12 protein-coding genes are annotated in these 17,589 nt (G+C 65.4%); 4 read left to right on the top strand and 8 right to left on the bottom strand.

What is annotated here, in order from left to right; all coding sequences use genetic code 11:
- Positions 1–64 precede the first annotated feature (64 nt).
- Complete coding sequence (locus ACIPPQ_RS02875) at positions 65–2,809, bottom strand: TonB-dependent receptor plug domain-containing protein (RefSeq protein ID WP_446542691.1); 2,745 nt, start codon at positions 2,807–2,809, stop codon at positions 65–67.
- Positions 2,810–2,994: 185 nt separating this feature from the next.
- On the opposite strand from ACIPPQ_RS02875, the gene ACIPPQ_RS02870 reads away from it, so the two are divergent.
- Positions 2,995–4,932 carry an isoaspartyl peptidase/L-asparaginase gene (locus ACIPPQ_RS02870; RefSeq protein WP_446542690.1) on the top strand — a complete coding sequence of 646 codons (1,938 nt, stop codon included), beginning with the start codon at positions 2,995–2,997 and terminating at the stop codon, positions 4,930–4,932.
- Positions 4,932–5,378 carry an Lrp/AsnC family transcriptional regulator gene (locus ACIPPQ_RS02865; RefSeq protein WP_327453722.1) on the top strand — a complete coding sequence of 149 codons (447 nt, stop codon included), beginning with the start codon at positions 4,932–4,934 and terminating at the stop codon, positions 5,376–5,378. The genes ACIPPQ_RS02870 and ACIPPQ_RS02865 overlap by 1 nt, the downstream gene beginning before the upstream one ends.
- Here ACIPPQ_RS02865 and ACIPPQ_RS02860 read toward each other — a convergent pair.
- The 3 genes from ACIPPQ_RS02860 to ACIPPQ_RS02850 all read right to left on the bottom strand — a co-directional run bounded on the left by ACIPPQ_RS02860 (position 5,375) and on the right by ACIPPQ_RS02850 (position 9,346).
- Positions 5,375–6,589: an MFS transporter gene (locus tag ACIPPQ_RS02860; protein WP_446543100.1), complete on the bottom strand. Its 1,215-nt coding sequence runs from the start codon at positions 6,587–6,589 to the stop codon at positions 5,375–5,377. The genes ACIPPQ_RS02865 and ACIPPQ_RS02860 overlap by 4 nt on opposite strands.
- Before the next feature lie 68 nt (positions 6,590–6,657).
- Entirely contained in the window at positions 6,658–7,665 is a 1,008-nt protein-coding gene (locus tag ACIPPQ_RS02855) for a substrate-binding domain-containing protein (protein ID WP_446542689.1), read from the bottom strand.
- A gap of 46 nt (positions 7,666–7,711) precedes the next feature.
- Positions 7,712–9,346 (bottom strand): sulfatase-like hydrolase/transferase, encoded by a 1,635-nt coding sequence (locus tag ACIPPQ_RS02850; protein WP_446542688.1) that lies wholly within the window; start codon positions 9,344–9,346, stop codon positions 7,712–7,714.
- A gap of 121 nt (positions 9,347–9,467) precedes the next feature.
- Between ACIPPQ_RS02850 and ACIPPQ_RS02845 the strand changes: the two genes are divergently transcribed.
- On the top strand, positions 9,468–10,094 hold the full coding sequence (locus tag ACIPPQ_RS02845) for a TetR/AcrR family transcriptional regulator (RefSeq protein WP_446542687.1): 627 nt from the start codon (positions 9,468–9,470) through the stop codon (positions 10,092–10,094).
- A 3-nt stretch (positions 10,095–10,097) separates the two neighbouring features.
- Here ACIPPQ_RS02845 and ACIPPQ_RS02840 read toward each other — a convergent pair whose 3' ends face one another.
- From ACIPPQ_RS02840 to ACIPPQ_RS02830, 3 genes are all read right to left on the bottom strand, one after another.
- Complete coding sequence (locus tag ACIPPQ_RS02840; RefSeq protein WP_446542686.1) at positions 10,098–11,822, bottom strand: arylsulfatase; 1,725 nt, start codon at positions 11,820–11,822, stop codon at positions 10,098–10,100.
- Between the two features lie 193 nt (positions 11,823–12,015).
- A complete protein-coding gene (locus ACIPPQ_RS02835) occupies positions 12,016–12,804 on the bottom strand; it encodes an enoyl-CoA hydratase/isomerase family protein (protein ID WP_446542685.1) in 789 nt (262 codons plus the stop codon).
- Positions 12,801–13,580 carry an SDR family NAD(P)-dependent oxidoreductase gene (locus ACIPPQ_RS02830; RefSeq protein WP_446542684.1) on the bottom strand — a complete coding sequence of 260 codons (780 nt, stop codon included), beginning with the start codon at positions 13,578–13,580 and terminating at the stop codon, positions 12,801–12,803. Before ACIPPQ_RS02830 ends, ACIPPQ_RS02835 begins: the two co-directional genes overlap by 4 nt.
- Before the next feature lie 374 nt (positions 13,581–13,954).
- On the opposite strand from ACIPPQ_RS02830, the gene ACIPPQ_RS02825 reads away from it, so the two are divergent.
- Positions 13,955–15,538 (top strand): Na+/H+ antiporter, encoded by a 1,584-nt coding sequence (locus ACIPPQ_RS02825; RefSeq protein ID WP_446542683.1) that lies wholly within the window; start codon positions 13,955–13,957, stop codon positions 15,536–15,538.
- 17 nt (positions 15,539–15,555) lie between these two features.
- On the opposite strand, the gene ACIPPQ_RS02820 is transcribed toward ACIPPQ_RS02825, so the two are convergent.
- Complete coding sequence (locus tag ACIPPQ_RS02820) at positions 15,556–17,577, bottom strand: glycoside hydrolase family 97 protein (protein ID WP_446542682.1); 2,022 nt, start codon at positions 17,575–17,577, stop codon at positions 15,556–15,558.
- Between the last annotated feature and the right edge of the window lie 12 nt (positions 17,578–17,589).

The raw sequence follows: 17,589 nt of genomic DNA, 5'->3' as shown, positions 1-17,589 counted from the left end.
GGCCAATTACCTCGACGGCGAAAGAGGTTCGGGCGGGATCATCTCCCGCCCTCCCCAATGATCCTCAGAGCGCCGAACCGCCGAGCTTGTAGGTCAGCTGCAGGAAGACGCTGCGGCCGATGCTGTCGAACCAGCTGGTGTTGTAATAGGGATAGCTCGACCAGGTCGGGTCCTTCACCGGCATCTTGTCGAAGACGTTCCGCACCGTCAGCGACCCGCGCATATGATCGGTGAAATCATATTGCAGCGTCGCGTTGAACAGATAGCTCGCCTTGATGAAGGCATCTTCGTCATAATTGGGCAGCTTGCCGAGGCGCGTGCCCGACAGGGTGAACTGCATGCCGTCTGACGCCCAGGTGATGCTGCCGTTCGATTTGTCGCGCGGCGTGTAATAGCCGCTGTCCGCCGCCAGTTTGTTTTCGACCGGATCGCCCGTGTACTGGACCAGCGTGTGCTTGAACACATGGCTGTGCGCGAGCGACAGGGTGAAGTCGCCGAAGCTGGTGGGCAGCGTACCGCGGAACGCGACGTCGATGCCGCTCGTCTTTTCGCGCGCGACGTTGATCGGGTTGATCGAGATCGACTCGATCTGGTTCACGAGCGCACCGCTGGCGAAACGCTTGATGCGCGCGAGCGCCGCCTGGCACGTCGGTGAATTCGGATCGAGCGTAGTGTTGTTATTGCGGTCGGGCCGACAATCGGCCTCGTCGCGCGTCAGCTCGCTGGCGCGCAGGTCGTTGACCTGGTTGTCGAGCGACACGCGGAAATAGTCGACCGAGACATGGAAGTTGCGCGACGGCGAGAAGACCGCGCCGGCGGTCAGCGTCTTGCCGGTCTCGGCCTTGAGGTCGCGGTTGCCGCTGCGCTGCGCGACGATATCGACGTCATAATCCTCGCAGTCGCTGATCCCTGCGCTCGCGTCATCCTGTCGGCAGGCATAATAATCGATCACGCTGCTTTCGACATTGCCGGGGCCGGTGAACAGATAATGGAGGTCTGGGGCGCGGAAGGCGGTGCCATAGGCAGCGCGGAACAGCAGGCTGTTCGTCGGGCGCACCTCGATGCCGCCATTATAGGTGAATTTGTCGGCGTGCCGCCCGGCGTAGCCGAAGCGGTCGTAGCGGCCGGCGCCGGTCAGCGTGACGAAATCGAGCACCGGCACGCGGACTTCGCCGCCGATCGCGGCATGGCTGCGCTTGCCCGACCCGTCGCTGTCCTTCCAGCTGTAATAATAATCGGTGAGCGCGAGCGGATCGGGGCGGAGATTATAGCCCTGCTTGCCATATTCGGCGACGAGCGCGATGCCGACCGGCCCGGCGGGCAGTTGGAACAATTCGCCGTTGGTCAGCGTCGCCTGCGCATTGCTCGTCCAGCTATAGGGACGATAGACGGTGTCGGCCGAGATGCTGTCATATTCAGCGGGCGTCAGCTGGCGATAGAGGTTGGCGGGGTTGGCATTGAACGACGGATAATCGTCATCGCCAAGCCCGTTCTGTGTGCCGAGGAAAAAGGCCTTCGCCTTGCTGTTGATGATCTGCGGCCAGCGGACGATCGACTGGTAACGGCTGTAGTTGAACGACGCCTCGTAATTCCACGCATTGCCGAAATTGCCGCGGACGCCGGGGGTGATGCTATAGGTCGTCTGTTTGGTGCGCTGCATTTCGAACCCGCCGGTTTCCTCCGGCGTGAACTGGCGGCCCCAGTCCTCGATCTGCCCCGTGAAGCTGTTGTAGAAATAATTGTCCGAGCTGCTCGATGTCTGTTCGAAGGCCCAGCTCGTTGTGTCGTACATCAGCCGGACCTTGCTGATCCCGAGCTGTGCGTCGACAAACAGCTTGGCATTGTCCGACAGTTCGTAGGTCGCGCTGGCAAAACTGTTGAAACCCTTGCGGCCCGAAATGATCGTGCCGTAGCCGATCGATTCCTTGCTGCCGCAGAAATCGCCGTAACGCGGGCGGTTATAGAGCGCGACCGTCCCGAAATTCAGGTTCGACAGCCGCTCGCACGTCCCGGCGTCGGGCGTGATATAATCGTCGTTATAGTCGGCGCGATAGAAGGTACGCCGCGCGCTCGCCGTTGAAGCGACCGGGCTGTCTTCGGTGCTGTCCTGGATCTTGCGCTGGAAACCCCAGAGCGGCCGCTGGTCGAGATATTCGATCCCGCCGACGATGCTGAACCGGTCGGTCGACCAGCCGCCCGTCGCGGTCACGCGGTGCGACAGGCCGCCGCCATGTTGGGTCCGGCCGTGGCGATAGTCGAGCGTGATGCCGTCGAGCTTTTCCTTCATCTTGAAGTTCACGACCCCCGCGATCGCATCCGAACCATAAATGGCCGAGGCGGCGCCGCTCAATATTTCGACCTTGTCGATCAGGCTGACGGGGATGTTCGAGATATCGGTGAAGTTGCTGCGCCCGATATAGGGCAGCGGGAAGTCGGCGATGCGGCGGCCATTGACCAGCACGAGCGTATGATTGGGGCCGAGCCCGCGCAGGTCGACCTGTTGCGCCCCGGGGGTGAAATCGGCGCTGCTCCCCGACTGCGGGCTTTGCGTTTCGCCGCTGTTCTGCGTCATCGCCGCGAGCAGTTCGGGAACGCTGGTGTAGCCGTTGGCGCGGATCGCATCGGAATCGATCGTGGTGACGGGCGACGGCCCCTGGTCCTTGATCGTCGGGATGCGCGATCCGGTGACGATGATTTCCTGTTCGCTGCCTTCGGCGGCGTCCTGCGCATAGGCCGGCGCGGCCAGTGCCGGCACGCAAACACCCAGCCCGAGGGCAATCCGAAACGCCCGCTTCCCGAAATTCGTCATCTATCAACCCCTTGTTTCTATCGCAGGGCGACTCGATCCCAAGCGCCGCCCCACCGGATATTTCAGCCTCTCGACCAGAAAACGTCGATAATTTCAATCATAATGGTGAAATGGGAAATCATATTGTCTTTTGGTGCGGTCATTATGTAACATCGCACCTTCAGGGGTCGCAAAAAGGAAGACGGATGCTGCGTTCGATCGTGCGGGGATTTTGGCTGCTGCTCGCGGCAACGGGTCTTTGCCTCGCGCCCGCGGGGGCGAAGGAAGCAAAGGACAAGCCGACCGAACATTATGTCTTCGGCAAATTGAACACGCCGACGCCGGGACCGGTATCGGGCGGGCTGCTGTTGATGGGTGGCGGCGACCGCAATATCGATGCGATGAAATGGTTCTTCGGCAAAGCCGGGAACGGCCATATCGTCGTGATCAGCGCATCTTACGGCAAGGAAATCGGCGAGGAGTTCTTCCACGACATCGGCGGCATCCAGTCGACCGAAATCTTCGTTTTCCACGCCCGGTCGCAGGCGGCGAACAGGAAGATCCTCGACCGGCTGAAAAAGGCCGACGGCATCTTCATCGCGGGCGGCGATCAGGCGCGCTACGTCCGATACTGGCGCGGGACGCCGGTCGGCGACATCCTCAACGCGCATGTCGCGGCGGGCAAGCCGCTCGCGGGCACCAGCGCCGGCCTCGCGATTCAGGGCGAGAAGCTTTACGGCGCGATGGACGACGGCAGCATCAAGAGCCCCGAGGCGCTCGCCGACCCCTTCGGTCCGGCGAACACGATCGAGGGCGACTTTCTACATTTCGCGCTGCTGAAAGGCATCGTCACCGACACGCATTTCAAGGAACGCGAGCGGCTCGGCCGCCTGTTCGCCTTCGTCGCCAAGGCGCAGGCCGGGCGCGCAGCCGACCAGCCCGCGATGCTCGGGCTCGGCGTCGACGAAAGCGCGGCGCTCGCGGTCGAACCCGACGGCCGGGCGCGCATCTATGCCACCGAACCCGACGGCTATGCGTGGGTCGTCGACGGTACCGGCCTTCGCAATCTGCCTCCGCGCGGCTCGCTCGACGCGCCGCGCGTCAAGGTGACGGGGGTCGGCCCCGGTTCGGTTCTCCATCTCCCTTCGGGTCAGGTCGACGCACCGGTGTTCGTGCGCAATTATGCCGCGCGCGCGGGCGAGATCGTCGAGGTTCCGCGTTGGTCGCTCGCGATCCACGGCGGCGCGGGGGTGATCGAGCGCGGCTCGCTCTCGGCCGAAAAGGAGAAGGCCTATCGCGCCGGGCTCGACGAAGCGCTGCGTACGGGCAGCGCTGTGCTCGACAAGGGCGGCGCGGCGCTCGATGCCGTGGCGGCCGCGGTGCGCGTGCTCGAGGATAATCCGCTGTTCAACGCGGGGCGCGGCGCGGTGTTCACCGCCGAGGGCAAGAATGAACTCGACGCCGCGATCATGGACGGCAAAACGCTGAAGGCCGGCGCGGTCGCGGGGGTGACGCGGACGCGCCACCCGATCGACCTCGCGCGCGCGGTGATGGACAAGAGCCCGCATGTGATGCTGGCGCGCGACGGCGCCGACCGTTTTTCGGTCGAGCGCGGGCTCGAACAGGTCGACCCGAGCTGGTTCCGCACCGAGGAACGCTGGCAGGGGCTGCTGCGCTGGCGTGAAAAGCAGGTGTCGGCGATCGACCCGACGCATCTGTTCGGCACCGTCGGCGCGGTCGCGCTCGACGCCGAAGGCAATCTGGCCGCGGCGACCTCGACCGGCGGGATGACCGGCAAACGCTGGGGCCGCATCGGCGATTCGCCGATCATCGGCGCAGGCACCTATGCGAAGAATGGCCAGTGCGCGGTGTCGGCCACCGGGTCGGGCGAATATTTCATCCGCGAGAGCGCGGCGCGGCAAGTGTGCGACCGCGTCGCGTGGAAGGGGGAGAGCCTGAAGGACGCCGCGCAGGGTGCGATCATGGCGGTAGGCGCGATCGGCGGCGACGGCGGACTGATTGCGATGGGTCCCGACGGGCGCCCCGCCTTTGCCATCAACGACCTCGGCATGTATCGTGGCCGCATGAGCGCCGGGGGGACTCCACAAAACGCGATTTTCGCCGACGAAAAGCTGGCCGATTGATGGCGCAATCGGGCGTCAATCTCGACGAGATCGACGAACGCCTGCTCACCCTGCTGCGCGACGATGCGCGGCAGACGATCGCGCAGCTCGCCAAGGAGCTCGGCATTTCGCGCGGCGCGATCTATTCGCGGCTCGCGCGGCTCGAAGAGGAAAAAATCGTCGCGGGCTATACGGTGCGGCTGGGCAACGCCTTCGCCGCCAGCCGCGTGCGCGCGCATATGATGATCAAGACGCTGCCGCGCTTTCACCGCGAGGTCGAACAGGCACTCGCGGGCTTCTCGCTGGTGCAGGCGATCCATGCGATCAGCGGCGAATATGACATCATCGCGATGCTCGAGGCCGAGGATGGCGCGCAGCTCAACGAACTGATCGACGAGATCGGCCTGCTCGACGGGGTCGAGCGCACGACCACATCGGTAATCCTCGCGACCAAGGTCGAACGCTAGGACGCGAGCGCGATCCGGCGACGAAGCAGGAACAGCCCACCCGCAAGGAGCGCGGTCGGCACCAGCATCAGCGTGAAGGCGGTCTGGCCATCGAGATGGGCGAAGATCGCGCCCGTGATGATCGACCCGGTGGTACCGCCAAGCGCCGAAAAGACCACGACGAGCCCCATCAGCGGCGGGTGCTGGCGGTTGGGCATGGCGCTCAGCATCACCGAGATGATCGTCGGATAAACCGGCGCCAGCGCGATGCCGATCAGCGGGAAGAGGAAGGCCGCGACCGGTGCATCGCCCCAGCTGTGGATCGCGCCGGGTGTGAGGCCGTCGGCGAGCGGCAGCACGAGGATGATCAGCGCCGCGAGCGCCGCAAGACAGGCGTTGAGCACCGGATACCAGTCGAAGCGCGCCATCACCGCGCCCGCGCCGAAGCGCCCGATCGCGAGGCATGCCGCGAACAGGCTCGCCGCCTGGACGCTCATCTGGGCGGGCAGATGCAGCACCTCGTTGTTGAAGGTCGGGAGCCAGCTCTGGATCCCCTGCTCGATCAGCACGAACAGGAAAGCGCAGGCGACGAAGACCAGCACCAGCGGCAGCGCCGCGAGCTTGAGCATCGCGACGAACGGCCGGCCCTCACCTGCCGCCGCTTCTTCGCCCTCGTGCGTGCGATGCTCGTCGACCCGCGCGGTGAGCAACAGGGCAAGCGCCAGCGCGGTAATCGCGCCGAGCACCCAATAGGCGTTGAGCCAACGAAGGCCGGCCGGGTCGATGAAGGCACTGAACACCCAATAGGAAGAGAGGACGCCGACCATGAACATGCCCTCGATCAGGCTGGTCAGGCTGGCGTGCTTTCGCGGGCTGTCGGTGACGAGGCCGATCATCGAATAGACGACCACCTTGGCGACCGCGAAGGCGGCGCCGACCATCGCGAAATGGAGCTGCGCGGCGCCGAAGCTGCCGACCAGCGGCATGACGATACAGCCGGCGACGGCAAGCAGCAGCGCCCCGATCAGCGCGTTGCGGAGGCCAAGCCGCGGCAAATAACTCGCGGTCAGGAACGACACGACCGCGATCGTGATGTCCTTGAAGCCTTCCAGCGTGCTCGCCTCTGGCTTGGTCACGCCAAAGCTCGAAATCGACTGGAGAATCACCGTCCCGACGCTGTTGAAGGCTGCTTGGCCCTTCGCTCTGCGGACCGGTTTCCCGTAAAATGGTATCGATGTTAAGATATCGATACCATTTTACGGGAAGGTGCTGGAAGGAAAGGGAGAAACGATCCTGACTGCTAGCTGTCGCGGACGATGAGGGCGACGGGCATCGCGCGCGATTCGACCGCTTTGCCGGCGACAAGGTCGAGCACCTTTTGCGCGAGCAATTCGCCGCCGATGCCCCAGTCCTGCCGGATGCTCGTCAGCCGCGGCGAAAACAGCGCCGCGCCCGGCGAATCGTCGAAGCCGACCACCGAGACGTCGTCCGGCACCCGGTGCCCCCTCGCCTGTAACGCCTCGATCGCGCCCATCGCGATCGCGTCGCTGCTGGCGAAGATGCCATCGAAGCCGGGTTCGCCGTCATCGAGCAACGGCGCGACCGCGTCGCGGCCCGCGGCGAGGGTGAAGGCGCAGGGAATGTTCGCGACCAGCGCGGCGTCCGAACCCGCGAGCCCGGCATGGAAACCATTGAGGCGGTCCTCGGCCTCGCCATGCCCGGCGTCGCCAAGGAACAACAGCCGCCGCCGCCCGCGCCCCAGCAGATATTCGGCGGCGAGCCGGCCGCCTTCGCGATTATCGCTGCCGACGACGATCCGTTCGGGCGGACCATGTTCGGCGCCCCAGACCACATAGGGAAGCCCGGTCGCCTCGATCACCGCCGCCGCGTCGTCATGCACCCCCTGTCCGAGCAGGATCACCCCGTCGGCCGAAGGCGGCGCTTCGGAAAACAGGTCGATCGTGGTGAGCACCATATTCTGCCCCGCCGCGGTCAGTTCCTGCAGGATGCCGCCGAGCAGCAGCAGGGGATAGGGCTCGCTCATCAGGCGTTCGTGCGACGGCGTCATTTCGATGACGACCGCGATCGTGCGCGTGCGCTGTTGCCGCAAATTGCGCGCCGAGACGTTGAGCCTGTAGCCCATCCGTTCGGCGGTTTCGCGGATCAGCGTCCGCGTGCTTTCCTTGACCGTCGACTGGTTCGACAAAGCACGCGACACGGTGATTTTCGCGATGCCGAGTTCCTTCGCGACGTCCGCCATCGTCGGGCGCGCATTGCCGCCGCCATTGGAACCCGATCCACTTGCCATCCCCGCCCCTTACCGCGCGGTGTCGATGTTTCACAAGCCGCCTGCGTCAGTTGGTCCAGTAGATATAATCCTGCCCGTCCTTCCACGGCGCGTCGAGCGGCACGTCGATACGCACTGGCCCTTCGACAAGGCCGGGCCAGATCGGCTTCGCCATGCCCTTGTTCTGCGCCTCGATCATCGCGCGCAGCGCCGCGACGCGCTGCGGGTCGCTCGCGGCGAGGTCGTGGCGCTCGGTCGGGTCGACGGCCAGATTGTAGAGACGCGCCTTTTCGGGGCGCTTCGTCACCTGCAATTTCCAGTCGCCCGCGCGCACCGCGCGATAATCGCCCGAGCGCCAGAACATCGCAGGCCGCTTCGCCGGGCCGGCGAGGATATTTTCGCTGTCGATCGTCCGGTCCTCGGGCGGCTTCGCCCCCGCCGCGGCGGCGATGGTGGAGAAGATGTCGAGATGGCCCGTGACGTCGGCGCGGCTGGTTCCCGGCGCGATCCCGCCCGGCCAGCGCATGAACAGCGGCGTCCGGATCCCGCCTTCGAAGAAAGTCGCCTTCCAGCCGCGGAAGGGCGCGTTCAGGTCGGGCATCCCGTTATACCAGGCGCCGCCATTGTCGCTGGTGAAGATGACGAGCGTATTGTCGTCGATCCCCGCTTGCTTCAGCTTCGCCATCACGTCACCGATGCGCCGGTCGAGCTGCGCGATCATCGCGCCATAGACGCGCGTCTTGTGATCCTTGATTTGCGGGAATTTGTCATAATCCGCCTTCGTCGCCTGAAGCGGCGTGTGCGGTGCGTTGAACGCGAGATACATGAAGAAGGGCCGGTTCTTGTTCGCTTCGATCGCCTCGATCGCCTCGTCGGCGAAATAGTCGGTCATGTGGCCCTTGGGGTTGAAGCGTTTGCTGCCGTTGAAGGTCACCACGTGGCGAAGATTGGCCCAGATGAAACGGTCGATCGGGTCCCATGCCAGTTTGGCGTTGACGCTGTCCGGATCGTCCTCGGGCAGGAACATCGCCGCGCCGGCGAGGATGGCGAGGCTTTCGTCGAAGCCTTGGCGCTGCGGCTGGAGCTGCGGCGATTCGCCGAGATGCCATTTGCCGATGTGGAGCGTGTGATAGCCCGCGGCCTTCACCGCCTCGGCGATCGTAACCTCGCTCGCGGGGACACCCATGTCGGGATAGGCGGGGATGTCCGGCGTGATCAGATCCTTGTGAAAGATCGCGCGGTGCGGGCCGACACCCTCGCCATGCGCCAGATTCTCGGCAAACTCGACCGGCACCGCGGTAAATTCGAAGCCGAAGCGCGTCGGATAGCGCCCCGTCATCATCGCTGCGCGCGACGGCGAGCAGGTGGCATTGGCGGCGTAGGCGGTGGTGAAATTGACGCCTTCGCGCGCGAGCGCGTCGATGTTCGGGGTCTTGACGATCCCGCCCGCGACCCCGCCGCCGTTCAGGCTGATATCATTGTAGCCGAGGTCGTCGGCGACGATCAGGATGATATTGGGCGGACGCTTGCCCTCGGGTGCCGCGCTCGGCCCCTGTTGCCAGGCCACCGCGCGGTTCGGCTGCACCGGATCGCGCCAGTCCTGAAGCATGCCGGGTATGCGATATTTATTCGCCTCGAACGCCCAGTAACCACCGGCGGCCGCCAGTGCCAGCACCCCAAGCGCGACCCACCTTTTCTTCATCTTCATCCCCTATTCTCACGCTGCCGGCGGGTGTAAAACTATTGACACTATATGTGTCACTATATTGGTCGATACGCAAGATTGTTTGACCCCGGCGCCAAGCCGGGCCAGCAGGGGCGCCATGACGACAGGGGTGAGGAAATCGAACGCGGCAAAGGCCGAACCCGCTCGGGTCGACGGCCGGCGCGAACGCGGCCGGTCGAGCTACAAGCGCATCGTCGAGGCGATGATGGAGCTGATCGTCGAAGGCGACCTGTCGCCGAGCGCGGCACGCGTCGCCGAGGAAGCCGGGATCGGCCTGCGCACCGTGTTTCGCCATTTCGACGACATGGACGCGCTTTATGCCGAGATCACGCGCACGATCACCGAACGCGTGATGCCGATCGTGATCGCGCCCTATCCCGACCAGCCGTGGCGCGCCAACATCGGCGAGCTCGTACGCCGGCGGGTCGAGGTGTTCGAGACAACGCTGCCCTTCCGCCTCGCCGCCAATATCAAGCGCTACCAGTCGCCCTTCCTGATGGGGCAATACAGCCGCGTCGTGATGCTCGAGCGCGAACTGATCGTCCGCCTGCTGCCCGCGTCGGTCCGCACCGACCGCATCGGCGTCGAGGCGCTGTGCGCGGCGCTGTCGTTCCACACCTGGCGCACGCTGCGCCACGACCAGAGCCTGTCGCCCGACGAGGCGGGCGCGGTGATGGGGCAGATGGTCGACGCGGTGATGGCGACGATCGTCGAAGAGGCGTAATGGCTAAGCGGTGCGGCGCCGACGACGGCGCAAGCCCCAGACAAGCCCGGCGACCAGCACGATAATCCCGCCGACCCACAATCCGAGGCGGATCAGGCGCGGCTTGCCCTGCTGCGCGAAGGCATAGCGGTTGATCTGTTCGTCGGCGGTGTAGCCCGCGGGCATTTCGAGCACCCCGTTCGCTTTCGCATAGGTGCGGTAATCGGCCATCATCGCGGCGAAACGATCAGGCATCGCGCCCGCAAGATCGCGCGTTTCTCCGGGGTCGGCCTTGAGGTCGTAGAGCCGCCATTTACCGTCGCCGGTCGGTGCGAGGTTGCGCACCAGCTTGTAATCGCCGCGGAACAGCGCGGCATTGCCCGACAGTTCATAGCCGAGCGGGGCATCGCCATGGACGCTGCCCGGCGCGCCCTTCAACATCGGCACGAGGCTGCGCCCGGTGACCGCCTCGACCGCGCGTCCGCGCCAGCTTGCGCCATGTCCCGTCACGCCCGCAAGCTCGGTCAGCGTCGGCAATATGTCGGTGACATGCGCGAGCCCGTCGCTGATACCACCGGCACGAACCTGCGCATTGCCGGGCCATGCGATGATCAGCGGGACCCGCAGCCCCCCTTCGGTCGCGCTGAACTTGTACCCCGACAGGGGTGACGCCGCGGCGCTCGCCCAGCCGGGCCCGATCGCGGCAAAGCTCCCACGCCGGCCGATGTTCGCGGTCGCGAGGTCATATTGCATGTCGAGGAACAGGCGGTTGCGCCGGCTGCTGAAGGGGTTCGTCGGTTCGGCCCCATTGTCCGACAGGAAGACGAAGATCGTGTTGTCATAATCGCCGGTCGCCTTCAGATGCGCGACGAGCCGCCCGACCTCGCGGTCCATCGCGGTCGCCATGCCGCCATAGGCCTGCATCACGCGCACCGCCGCGGCGCGCTCTTCGGCAGTCAGCTTTTTCCAGTCGGGGGTCGTCGGCATCGTCACCAGCGGTGCGCCCGCGGGCATCACGCCGAGCGCCGCGGCCCGCTTCGCCCGCGCTTCGCGCAGCGCGGTCCAGCCGTCGCGGTACATCGCCGAATAGCGCGCGATATCGCTGTCGGGCGCCTGTATGGGGATATGGTTGGCGAGGAAGTTGACCGAAGCGAGGAAGGGTTTGCCGCTCTTCCGGTCGGCCTCGATATAGTCGATCATCCGCTGCACGACGAAACGCGACGAATAATAATCCTTGGGCAGGGTCGCGGGCTTGCCGTTCTCGGTCCAGTTCGCCTTGTCGTACATGCCCTCGATGGGGCGCTGTTCGAAATTGTCGGCGCCCGCATCGGCGAGGCTGAACGCGCGGTCGTATCCGCGCGCGTGCGGCAACCGCGTCTTGTCGCTGCCCAGATGCCATTTTCCGGTGAGATAGGTGCGATAGCCCGCCGCCTTCAAAAGCTCGGCCATCGTCACGACGCGGTGGTTCATCACCGTGTCGTATCCGGGCTTGCCGCGATGTTCGTCGGGGATCGTCTCGGGCATGTTGCCGAGCCCGTTGCGGTGGTTCATCACCCCGGTCAGCAGCATCGCGCGCGTCGGCGAGCACGACCCGGCGACATGGAAGTTCGAAAAGCGCATTCCCGCGTTCGCCAGCGCGTCGATATGGGGTGTCGCCATCTCGGACCCGAAGGCGCCGACATCGGAAAAGCCCCAATCGTCGGCGAGCAGGATGACGATGTTGGGATGGCGCGGCGGCGCGCTTTCCACGCGCTGCGCCTGAACGGGAAATGCGGCGATCAGCGCGCCGGATATGATGATGGCAGCACGCCGGGACCCGCCTAAGCGACCCGGCATTTAGTGGTCCTCCTGCGTACTGCCATCACTCCCACCCCCTCGGGATATGGCACTTACTATGTCAATATATTCGCGAGTCAATGGGCAGGATATCGCAGCGGTAACCTTATCGTTCGCGATAGTCGGGCGCGCGTTTTTCGAGGAAGGCGGCGAGCGCTTCGCGATGGTCCTCGGTCGCCGAAAGGATCACCTGCTGGCGGTCCTCGATCGCCATCGCCGCCTCGAGACTCGGGGCGTCGATGTTGAGGTTCAGCGCCTGTTTCGAGAGGCGAAGGCCATAGGGCGAGGTCGCGAGCATCTCGTCGGCGAGCGCGAGGCCGCGGGTCAGCAGCGCTTCCTCCTCGACGATCTCGCTGACCAGCCCCGCGCGCAGCGCGCGCTCGGCATCGATGAAACGCCCGGTCAGGATCATCTCGGACGCGAGGCTCGCGCCGACGAGGCGCGGCAGGAAATAGCTCGACGCCATGTCGCATCCGCCGAGGCCGATGCGGATATAGGCGGCGTTGCAGCGGAATGACGGCGCCGCGTAACGCACGTCGGAGGCGAGCAGCAACGACAGGCCGCCCCCCGCCGCGGCGCCATGGCCGAGCGCGATGATCGGCTGCGGACAGGCGCGCATCTTGCGATAGATATTGCCGATGCTCGTCTGGGTACGCAGCGTACGGAGCACCGGCGTCTCGTCCGAAGACCGGTCCTCCTGGATGTCGAGCCCCGCACAAAAGCCGCGCCCCGCCCCGCGCAGGATGACGACGCGCACCTCCGGCCGCTCGGCAAGCCCGCCGAAATAGGCGTTGAGTTCCCCGACCAGCCCTTCGTTCAGCGCATTCAATCGCTCGGGGCGGTTGAGCGTTGCGATCTCGACCGCCCCGCGCGCCTCGACGAGCAGTTCGCTCACAGCGTCTGCCCGTCGTCGACCGTGATCACGCTGCCCGTGATGCCGAGCGCGGCGTCGGAACAGAGCATCAGCAGCGGTGCGTGCAGGTCGCTCGGCGGGCGCATCCGCTGGCGCGGGAAGGCCTTCACCATCGCCGCGCCGACGTCGCCCTCGAACAGTTCGGCGGTCATTTCGGATTCGAAATAGCCGGGCTGGATCACATTGACGCTGATCCCGCGCCGCGCCCATTCGCGCGCCAATGCCTTGCCCAGATGCCGCACCGCCGCCTTGGTCGCGCCATAGACCGACGTCGCGGGAAACACCTTCTCGGCGGTGATCGAGCCGATGAGAACGATGCGGCCATGCTGCTTTTCGCGGCTCCCCGCCTTGTCGAGGCGCTTGGCGCCCTCGGTCGCGGTCAGGAAGACGCCGCGGACATTGGCCGCAAGCAGGAAATCGACGTCGGCGACCGACAGGCCCATCGCCATCTTCTCGGTCGCGACGCCCGCGTTGGCGACGATCGTGTCGACGGTGCCGAACGCCGCCTCGGCGGCGTCATAGGCGGCGATGGTCGATGCCTCGTCGGTCACGTCCATGCTCACCGCGACCGCCTGCCCGCCCGCGGCCTCGATTTCGGCGACCTGCTCGGCAAGCTTGTCGGCGCGGCGCGCCGCGAGCACGACCTTTGCCCCCGCTGCGGCGAGCGCCTTCGCAAATCCGGCGCCGAGCCCCGACGAGGCGCCGGTGACCAGCGCGACGCGCCCCGACAGATCGAATTTCGGTTGTTCGGCCATCATGATCCCTTTCCTTCGTTTTCTATGCATTGGTCCTGATTGACGTTTACGTCAACCGGGCGAGGCCGTGCGGAAAACGACGGCACAGGGGTTGACGAAGTAATTTTGTTCTCCTATTGTTCTTCTTGTGCACAACGAACCTCATCCCCCGTCGCGGCTGCCAAGCGCGGCGGGCGGGGGATAAAGGTCCCTCCCTTTGCGCGCCGGCCAACCCAGCTCCTGAAATCCGGCTGCCGCCAAGCTTTTGAGCTTGCACAATCTCCGGCATTGATCGCCGCCGCAAACAGCGTCACAAAAGACACCGTGGGATTGGACGAATAACAAGGGGCCGCATCATGTCATCGTCGTTCGGCATCGCTATGGATCGCTCTTAGGCGATGCACGCCGTCGAAGCGTTCGAGCTTGTCCTGGGGCTGCTCGTTCTCGTGATCGGGCTACACTGGCTGGCGCTCAAGCTGCACTGGCCCCCCGCGACCGCGCTGCTCGTCGGCGGCGGCGCGCTGGCCTTCGTTCCCGGCCTCCCGCAAATCTCGCTCGACCCCGAACTCGCGCTCGTCCTCTTCCTGCCGCCCTTGCTGATGGACGGTGCCTATTACACCGCACTCGGGCGCTTCAGGCGCCACTTGCCGGGGATATTGTCGCTCGCGGTCGGCGCGGTCGTCTTCACCACCCTCGTCGTCGGCGTGGTCGTGCACACGATCATCCCCGAATTGCCGTGGGCCGCCTGCTTCGCGCTCGGCGCGATCGTCTCGCCGCCCGATGCGGTGTCGGCGCGCGCGGTGCTGAAGGGCGTGCACCTGCCTCGCCGGCTCGAGGCGCTGCTCGAGGGCGAGAGCCTTCTCAACGATGCGACCGGACTGATCCTCTTCCGCTTCGCGGTCGCCGCGACGCTCAGCGGGGTCTTCCATACGGGCGAAGCGGTGCAGAGCTTTGCGGTCGTCGCGATCGGCGGCGTGATCGTCGGTGCCGCCGTCGCGGCGGGCTGGATATTCCTCGCCAAGCGCTTTCGCGACCCGATGCTGATCATGCTCATCACCATCTTGCTGTGCTGGGCCGCCTATCTGGCCGGCGAGGCCGCGCATGTCTCGGGCGTCATCGCGACCGTCACCGCGGGGCTGGCGATGGGCTGGTACCAGCATGTGATCCTGCCCGCGGCAGTGCGCCTGCGCGCCAATTCGGCCTGGCAGATCATGGTGTTCGTGCTCGAGGCGCTCGTCTTCATCCTGATCGGCTTTTCGCTGCGCGGCGCGATCGAACGGATCGGGGGGATCTGGGCGATCCCGATGTCGATGATCACCGTGATCGTCGCCGTCGTCGTCACCGTCACCATCGCGCGCTTCATCTGGATTTTCGGATCGGAGGCGATTCTCGGCCTCGCGCGCAGGCTCGGCCTCGAACGCGCCCGCCCGCTCGGCTGGCGGCAGGCGACGGTGCTGAGCTGGGCGGGGATGCGCGGTGTCGTGACGCTCGCGGTCCCGCTGACCCTGCCGGTCGACATGCCCGGCCGCGACCTGATGCTGATCTGCGCCTTCGCGGTCATCTTTGTCACCGTCGTCGTCCAGGGGTCGAGCCTCGGCGCGCTCATTCGTGCGGTTCGGCCGGCCGATACCGATCCGCCCGCCAAAATGGCGATGCCCGCCGCCGAAGCGGCGATGGCGCGCGCTCGATTCGCGGTGATCGAAAGGCTCGCCTATGACGAGGACGGGACGTTGATCCATCCGATGATGCTCGAAGAACATCGCAAGCGGCTGAATTTCATGGAGCGCTACGAGGCCGACGCCAGCACCACGATGGACGGGTTACGGTCGCATTTCGACGTTCTGCTGCAAGCCATCGCGGCCGGCCGCGCGGAGCTGATCCGCATCCACCGCGCGGGGTTGATCGAGGACGAGGTCCTCCACGAACTCGAACGCGATCTCGACGTCGAGGAACTGGCGATGACATTGCAGCGCGGCGACTAGGCCCAGAAGACGCCCCATCAATCGAGCAGGCGGAAACGGATCGCCGTTCCGCCGCCCGGCGCCAGCACGAACCTGAGCGTATCGGAGCGCGTCACGATCCGCTTCTCGATCGTCAGCGCGTCCGGGTTGGTCCGAAAATCGGCACCCGGACCGTCGGCGTATATCTGCGCCTCGAACCGCTTGCCCGATGGGAGGAAGCGGAGCGGCTGTTCCAGCGTCCGGGCCTCTTCGTCGGTGATGGCGCCAAGATACCAGTCGCCCTTCCCCCGCTCCTGCCGCGCGACGACGACATAGTCGCCGATGGCGCCCTGCAGGGTCTTCGACGTCTCCCAATCGGCGGGGACGTCGCGAATGAACTGGAAGGCGTCGAGGCGCTTTTCGTAATTTTCGGGCAGGTCGGCCGCCATCTGGATCGGCGAATAGACCACGACATATTCCGCCAATTGCGTCGCGAGCGTCGATTGCACCCGCCGTGTCAGCTCCATGCCGCCGCGCGCGATGTCAAAGATGCCGGGCGTAAAATCCATCGGGCCCGCGAGCAGGCGCGTGAAGGGCAGGATCGTCATATGTTCGGGCGGGTTGGTCGGGTTGCCCCAGGCATTGAATTCCTGCCCGCGCGCGCCCTCGCGGCTCACCCAGTTCGGCCAGGTCCGGCGAAGGCCGGTATCCTTCACCGGTTCATGCGTATCGATGACGATATGGTGCTTTGCGGCGCGCTTCACGACATCGAGATGGTGGCGCACCGCATATTGGCCGGCAAACCATTGCAGCCCGCCCTCGCCGTCCACGATCGTGCCGCTGTGCCGGACATAGCCGGTCTTGATCGCCGCAACGCCATGATCCGCATAGAGTTTCAGCGCGTCGTCGAGCTGGCGGGCATAATTTTCGATCGCCCCGCCGGTTTCGTGGTGACCGATCAGCCCGACCCCCTTGGCCTTGCCGTATCGGGTGATCGCGGCGAGATCGAAATCGGGATAGGCGGTGGTGAAGCTGAACTTGTCGCCATTGGCGATCCAGTCGCCGTCCCAGCCCTTGTTCCAGCCTTCGACGAGGACGCCATTGAAGCCATATTTGGCCGCGAAATCGATATAGCGTTTCACATTCGCGGTGGTCGCGCCATGTTTCGGCCCGCTGCCCCAGGTCGATTTCTCAAGGTGCATTTCCCACCAGACGCCGACATATTTGCCCGGCTTGAACCATTTGCCGACATCGGGAAGCCTATTCGGCTCGTTGAGGTTGAGCGTGATGCGGCTGTCGGCGAGCGCCGCGGGGCTGTCGCCGACCAGCACGGTACGCCACGGCGTCGTGAACGACCCGGTCTTCTTCGCAAGCGTTCCGTCGGGCCAGGGCATCAGCCAGGCGCTGAAGCTGCCCGCGCCATTGCCCTGGAGCAGCATCGACGGAAAGTCGACGAGCGCGGCCTCGTGGAAGCTCAGATAGAGGCCGTTATCGCCTTTCAGCGTCAGCGGGGTTTCGGCGAGCGTGACGCGCCGCGCATCGGTCTGCTTGTAAAGATATTCGTCGCGTTCCTGTCCCAGCCCCTCGTACCACCAGGCCTGCCAGTCGCCGACGGTTCGGAACTGGCTGTGGTCGGCGGTGACGGCGACCGCCTGCCCCGCCGCGATCGCGCCATAGTCATAACGAAAGCCGAAGCCGTCGTCGAAGAGGCGGAAAGTGACGCCGACCGCCTTGCTCAGCGGGGTATCGCCCGCGAGGGTCACCTTCAGCTCACTGTGGTTATCGCGGATCAGGCGCTGTTCGCCCCATGGCTGTTCCCAGCTCGTATCCGACGCCGAGCGCCTCACGTCGCCAAGCGTCGAGTAGCGCGGGTCGGCTTCGCCGGCGAACGCGAGTCCGAGGCGCGACGGCGCAATTACGACCGTGCCGCCGCGCTTGACCTCGTAGCGCGCCTCGCCATCCTCGACCGACACGCAAAGCTCGAGCAGCTTGCCTGGCGACTGCGTACACTCGCGCGCCGCCGCGGGCGAGGCGATCGCCGACATCGAAAGGCCAAACAACAGGAACGTCTTCGATTTCATGGACAATCTCTT

It is taken from the genome of Sphingopyxis sp. LARHCG72 (genome assembly GCF_052871675.1).
The sequence above is the reverse complement of the archived record's forward strand: the minus strand, read 5'-3'. Positions and strand labels throughout refer to the sequence as shown.

What these genes read in the sequence shown, in the direction of transcription:
- ACIPPQ_RS02870 (WP_446542690.1), top strand. Translation starts at nt 2,995, where the DNA reads ATGCTGCGTTCGATCGTGCGGGGATTTTGGCTGCTGCTCGCGGCAACG.
- ACIPPQ_RS02845 (WP_446542687.1), top strand. Translation starts at nt 9,468, where the DNA reads ATGACGACAGGGGTGAGGAAATCGAACGCGGCAAAGGCCGAACCCGCT.
- ACIPPQ_RS02825 (WP_446542683.1), top strand. Translation starts at nt 13,955, where the DNA reads ATGCACGCCGTCGAAGCGTTCGAGCTTGTCCTGGGGCTGCTCGTTCTC.
- ACIPPQ_RS02865 (WP_327453722.1), top strand. Translation starts at nt 4,932, where the DNA reads ATGGCGCAATCGGGCGTCAATCTCGACGAGATCGACGAACGCCTGCTC.
- ACIPPQ_RS02830 (WP_446542684.1), bottom strand. Translation starts at nt 13,580, where the DNA reads ATGATGGCCGAACAACCGAAATTCGATCTGTCGGGGCGCGTCGCGCTG.
- ACIPPQ_RS02850 (WP_446542688.1), bottom strand. Translation starts at nt 9,346, where the DNA reads ATGAAGAAAAGGTGGGTCGCGCTTGGGGTGCTGGCACTGGCGGCCGCC.
- ACIPPQ_RS02875 (WP_446542691.1), bottom strand. Translation starts at nt 2,809, where the DNA reads ATGACGAATTTCGGGAAGCGGGCGTTTCGGATTGCCCTCGGGCTGGGT.
- ACIPPQ_RS02820 (WP_446542682.1), bottom strand. Translation starts at nt 17,577, where the DNA reads ATGAAATCGAAGACGTTCCTGTTGTTTGGCCTTTCGATGTCGGCGATC.
- ACIPPQ_RS02855 (WP_446542689.1), bottom strand. Translation starts at nt 7,665, where the DNA reads ATGGCAAGTGGATCGGGTTCCAATGGCGGCGGCAATGCGCGCCCGACG.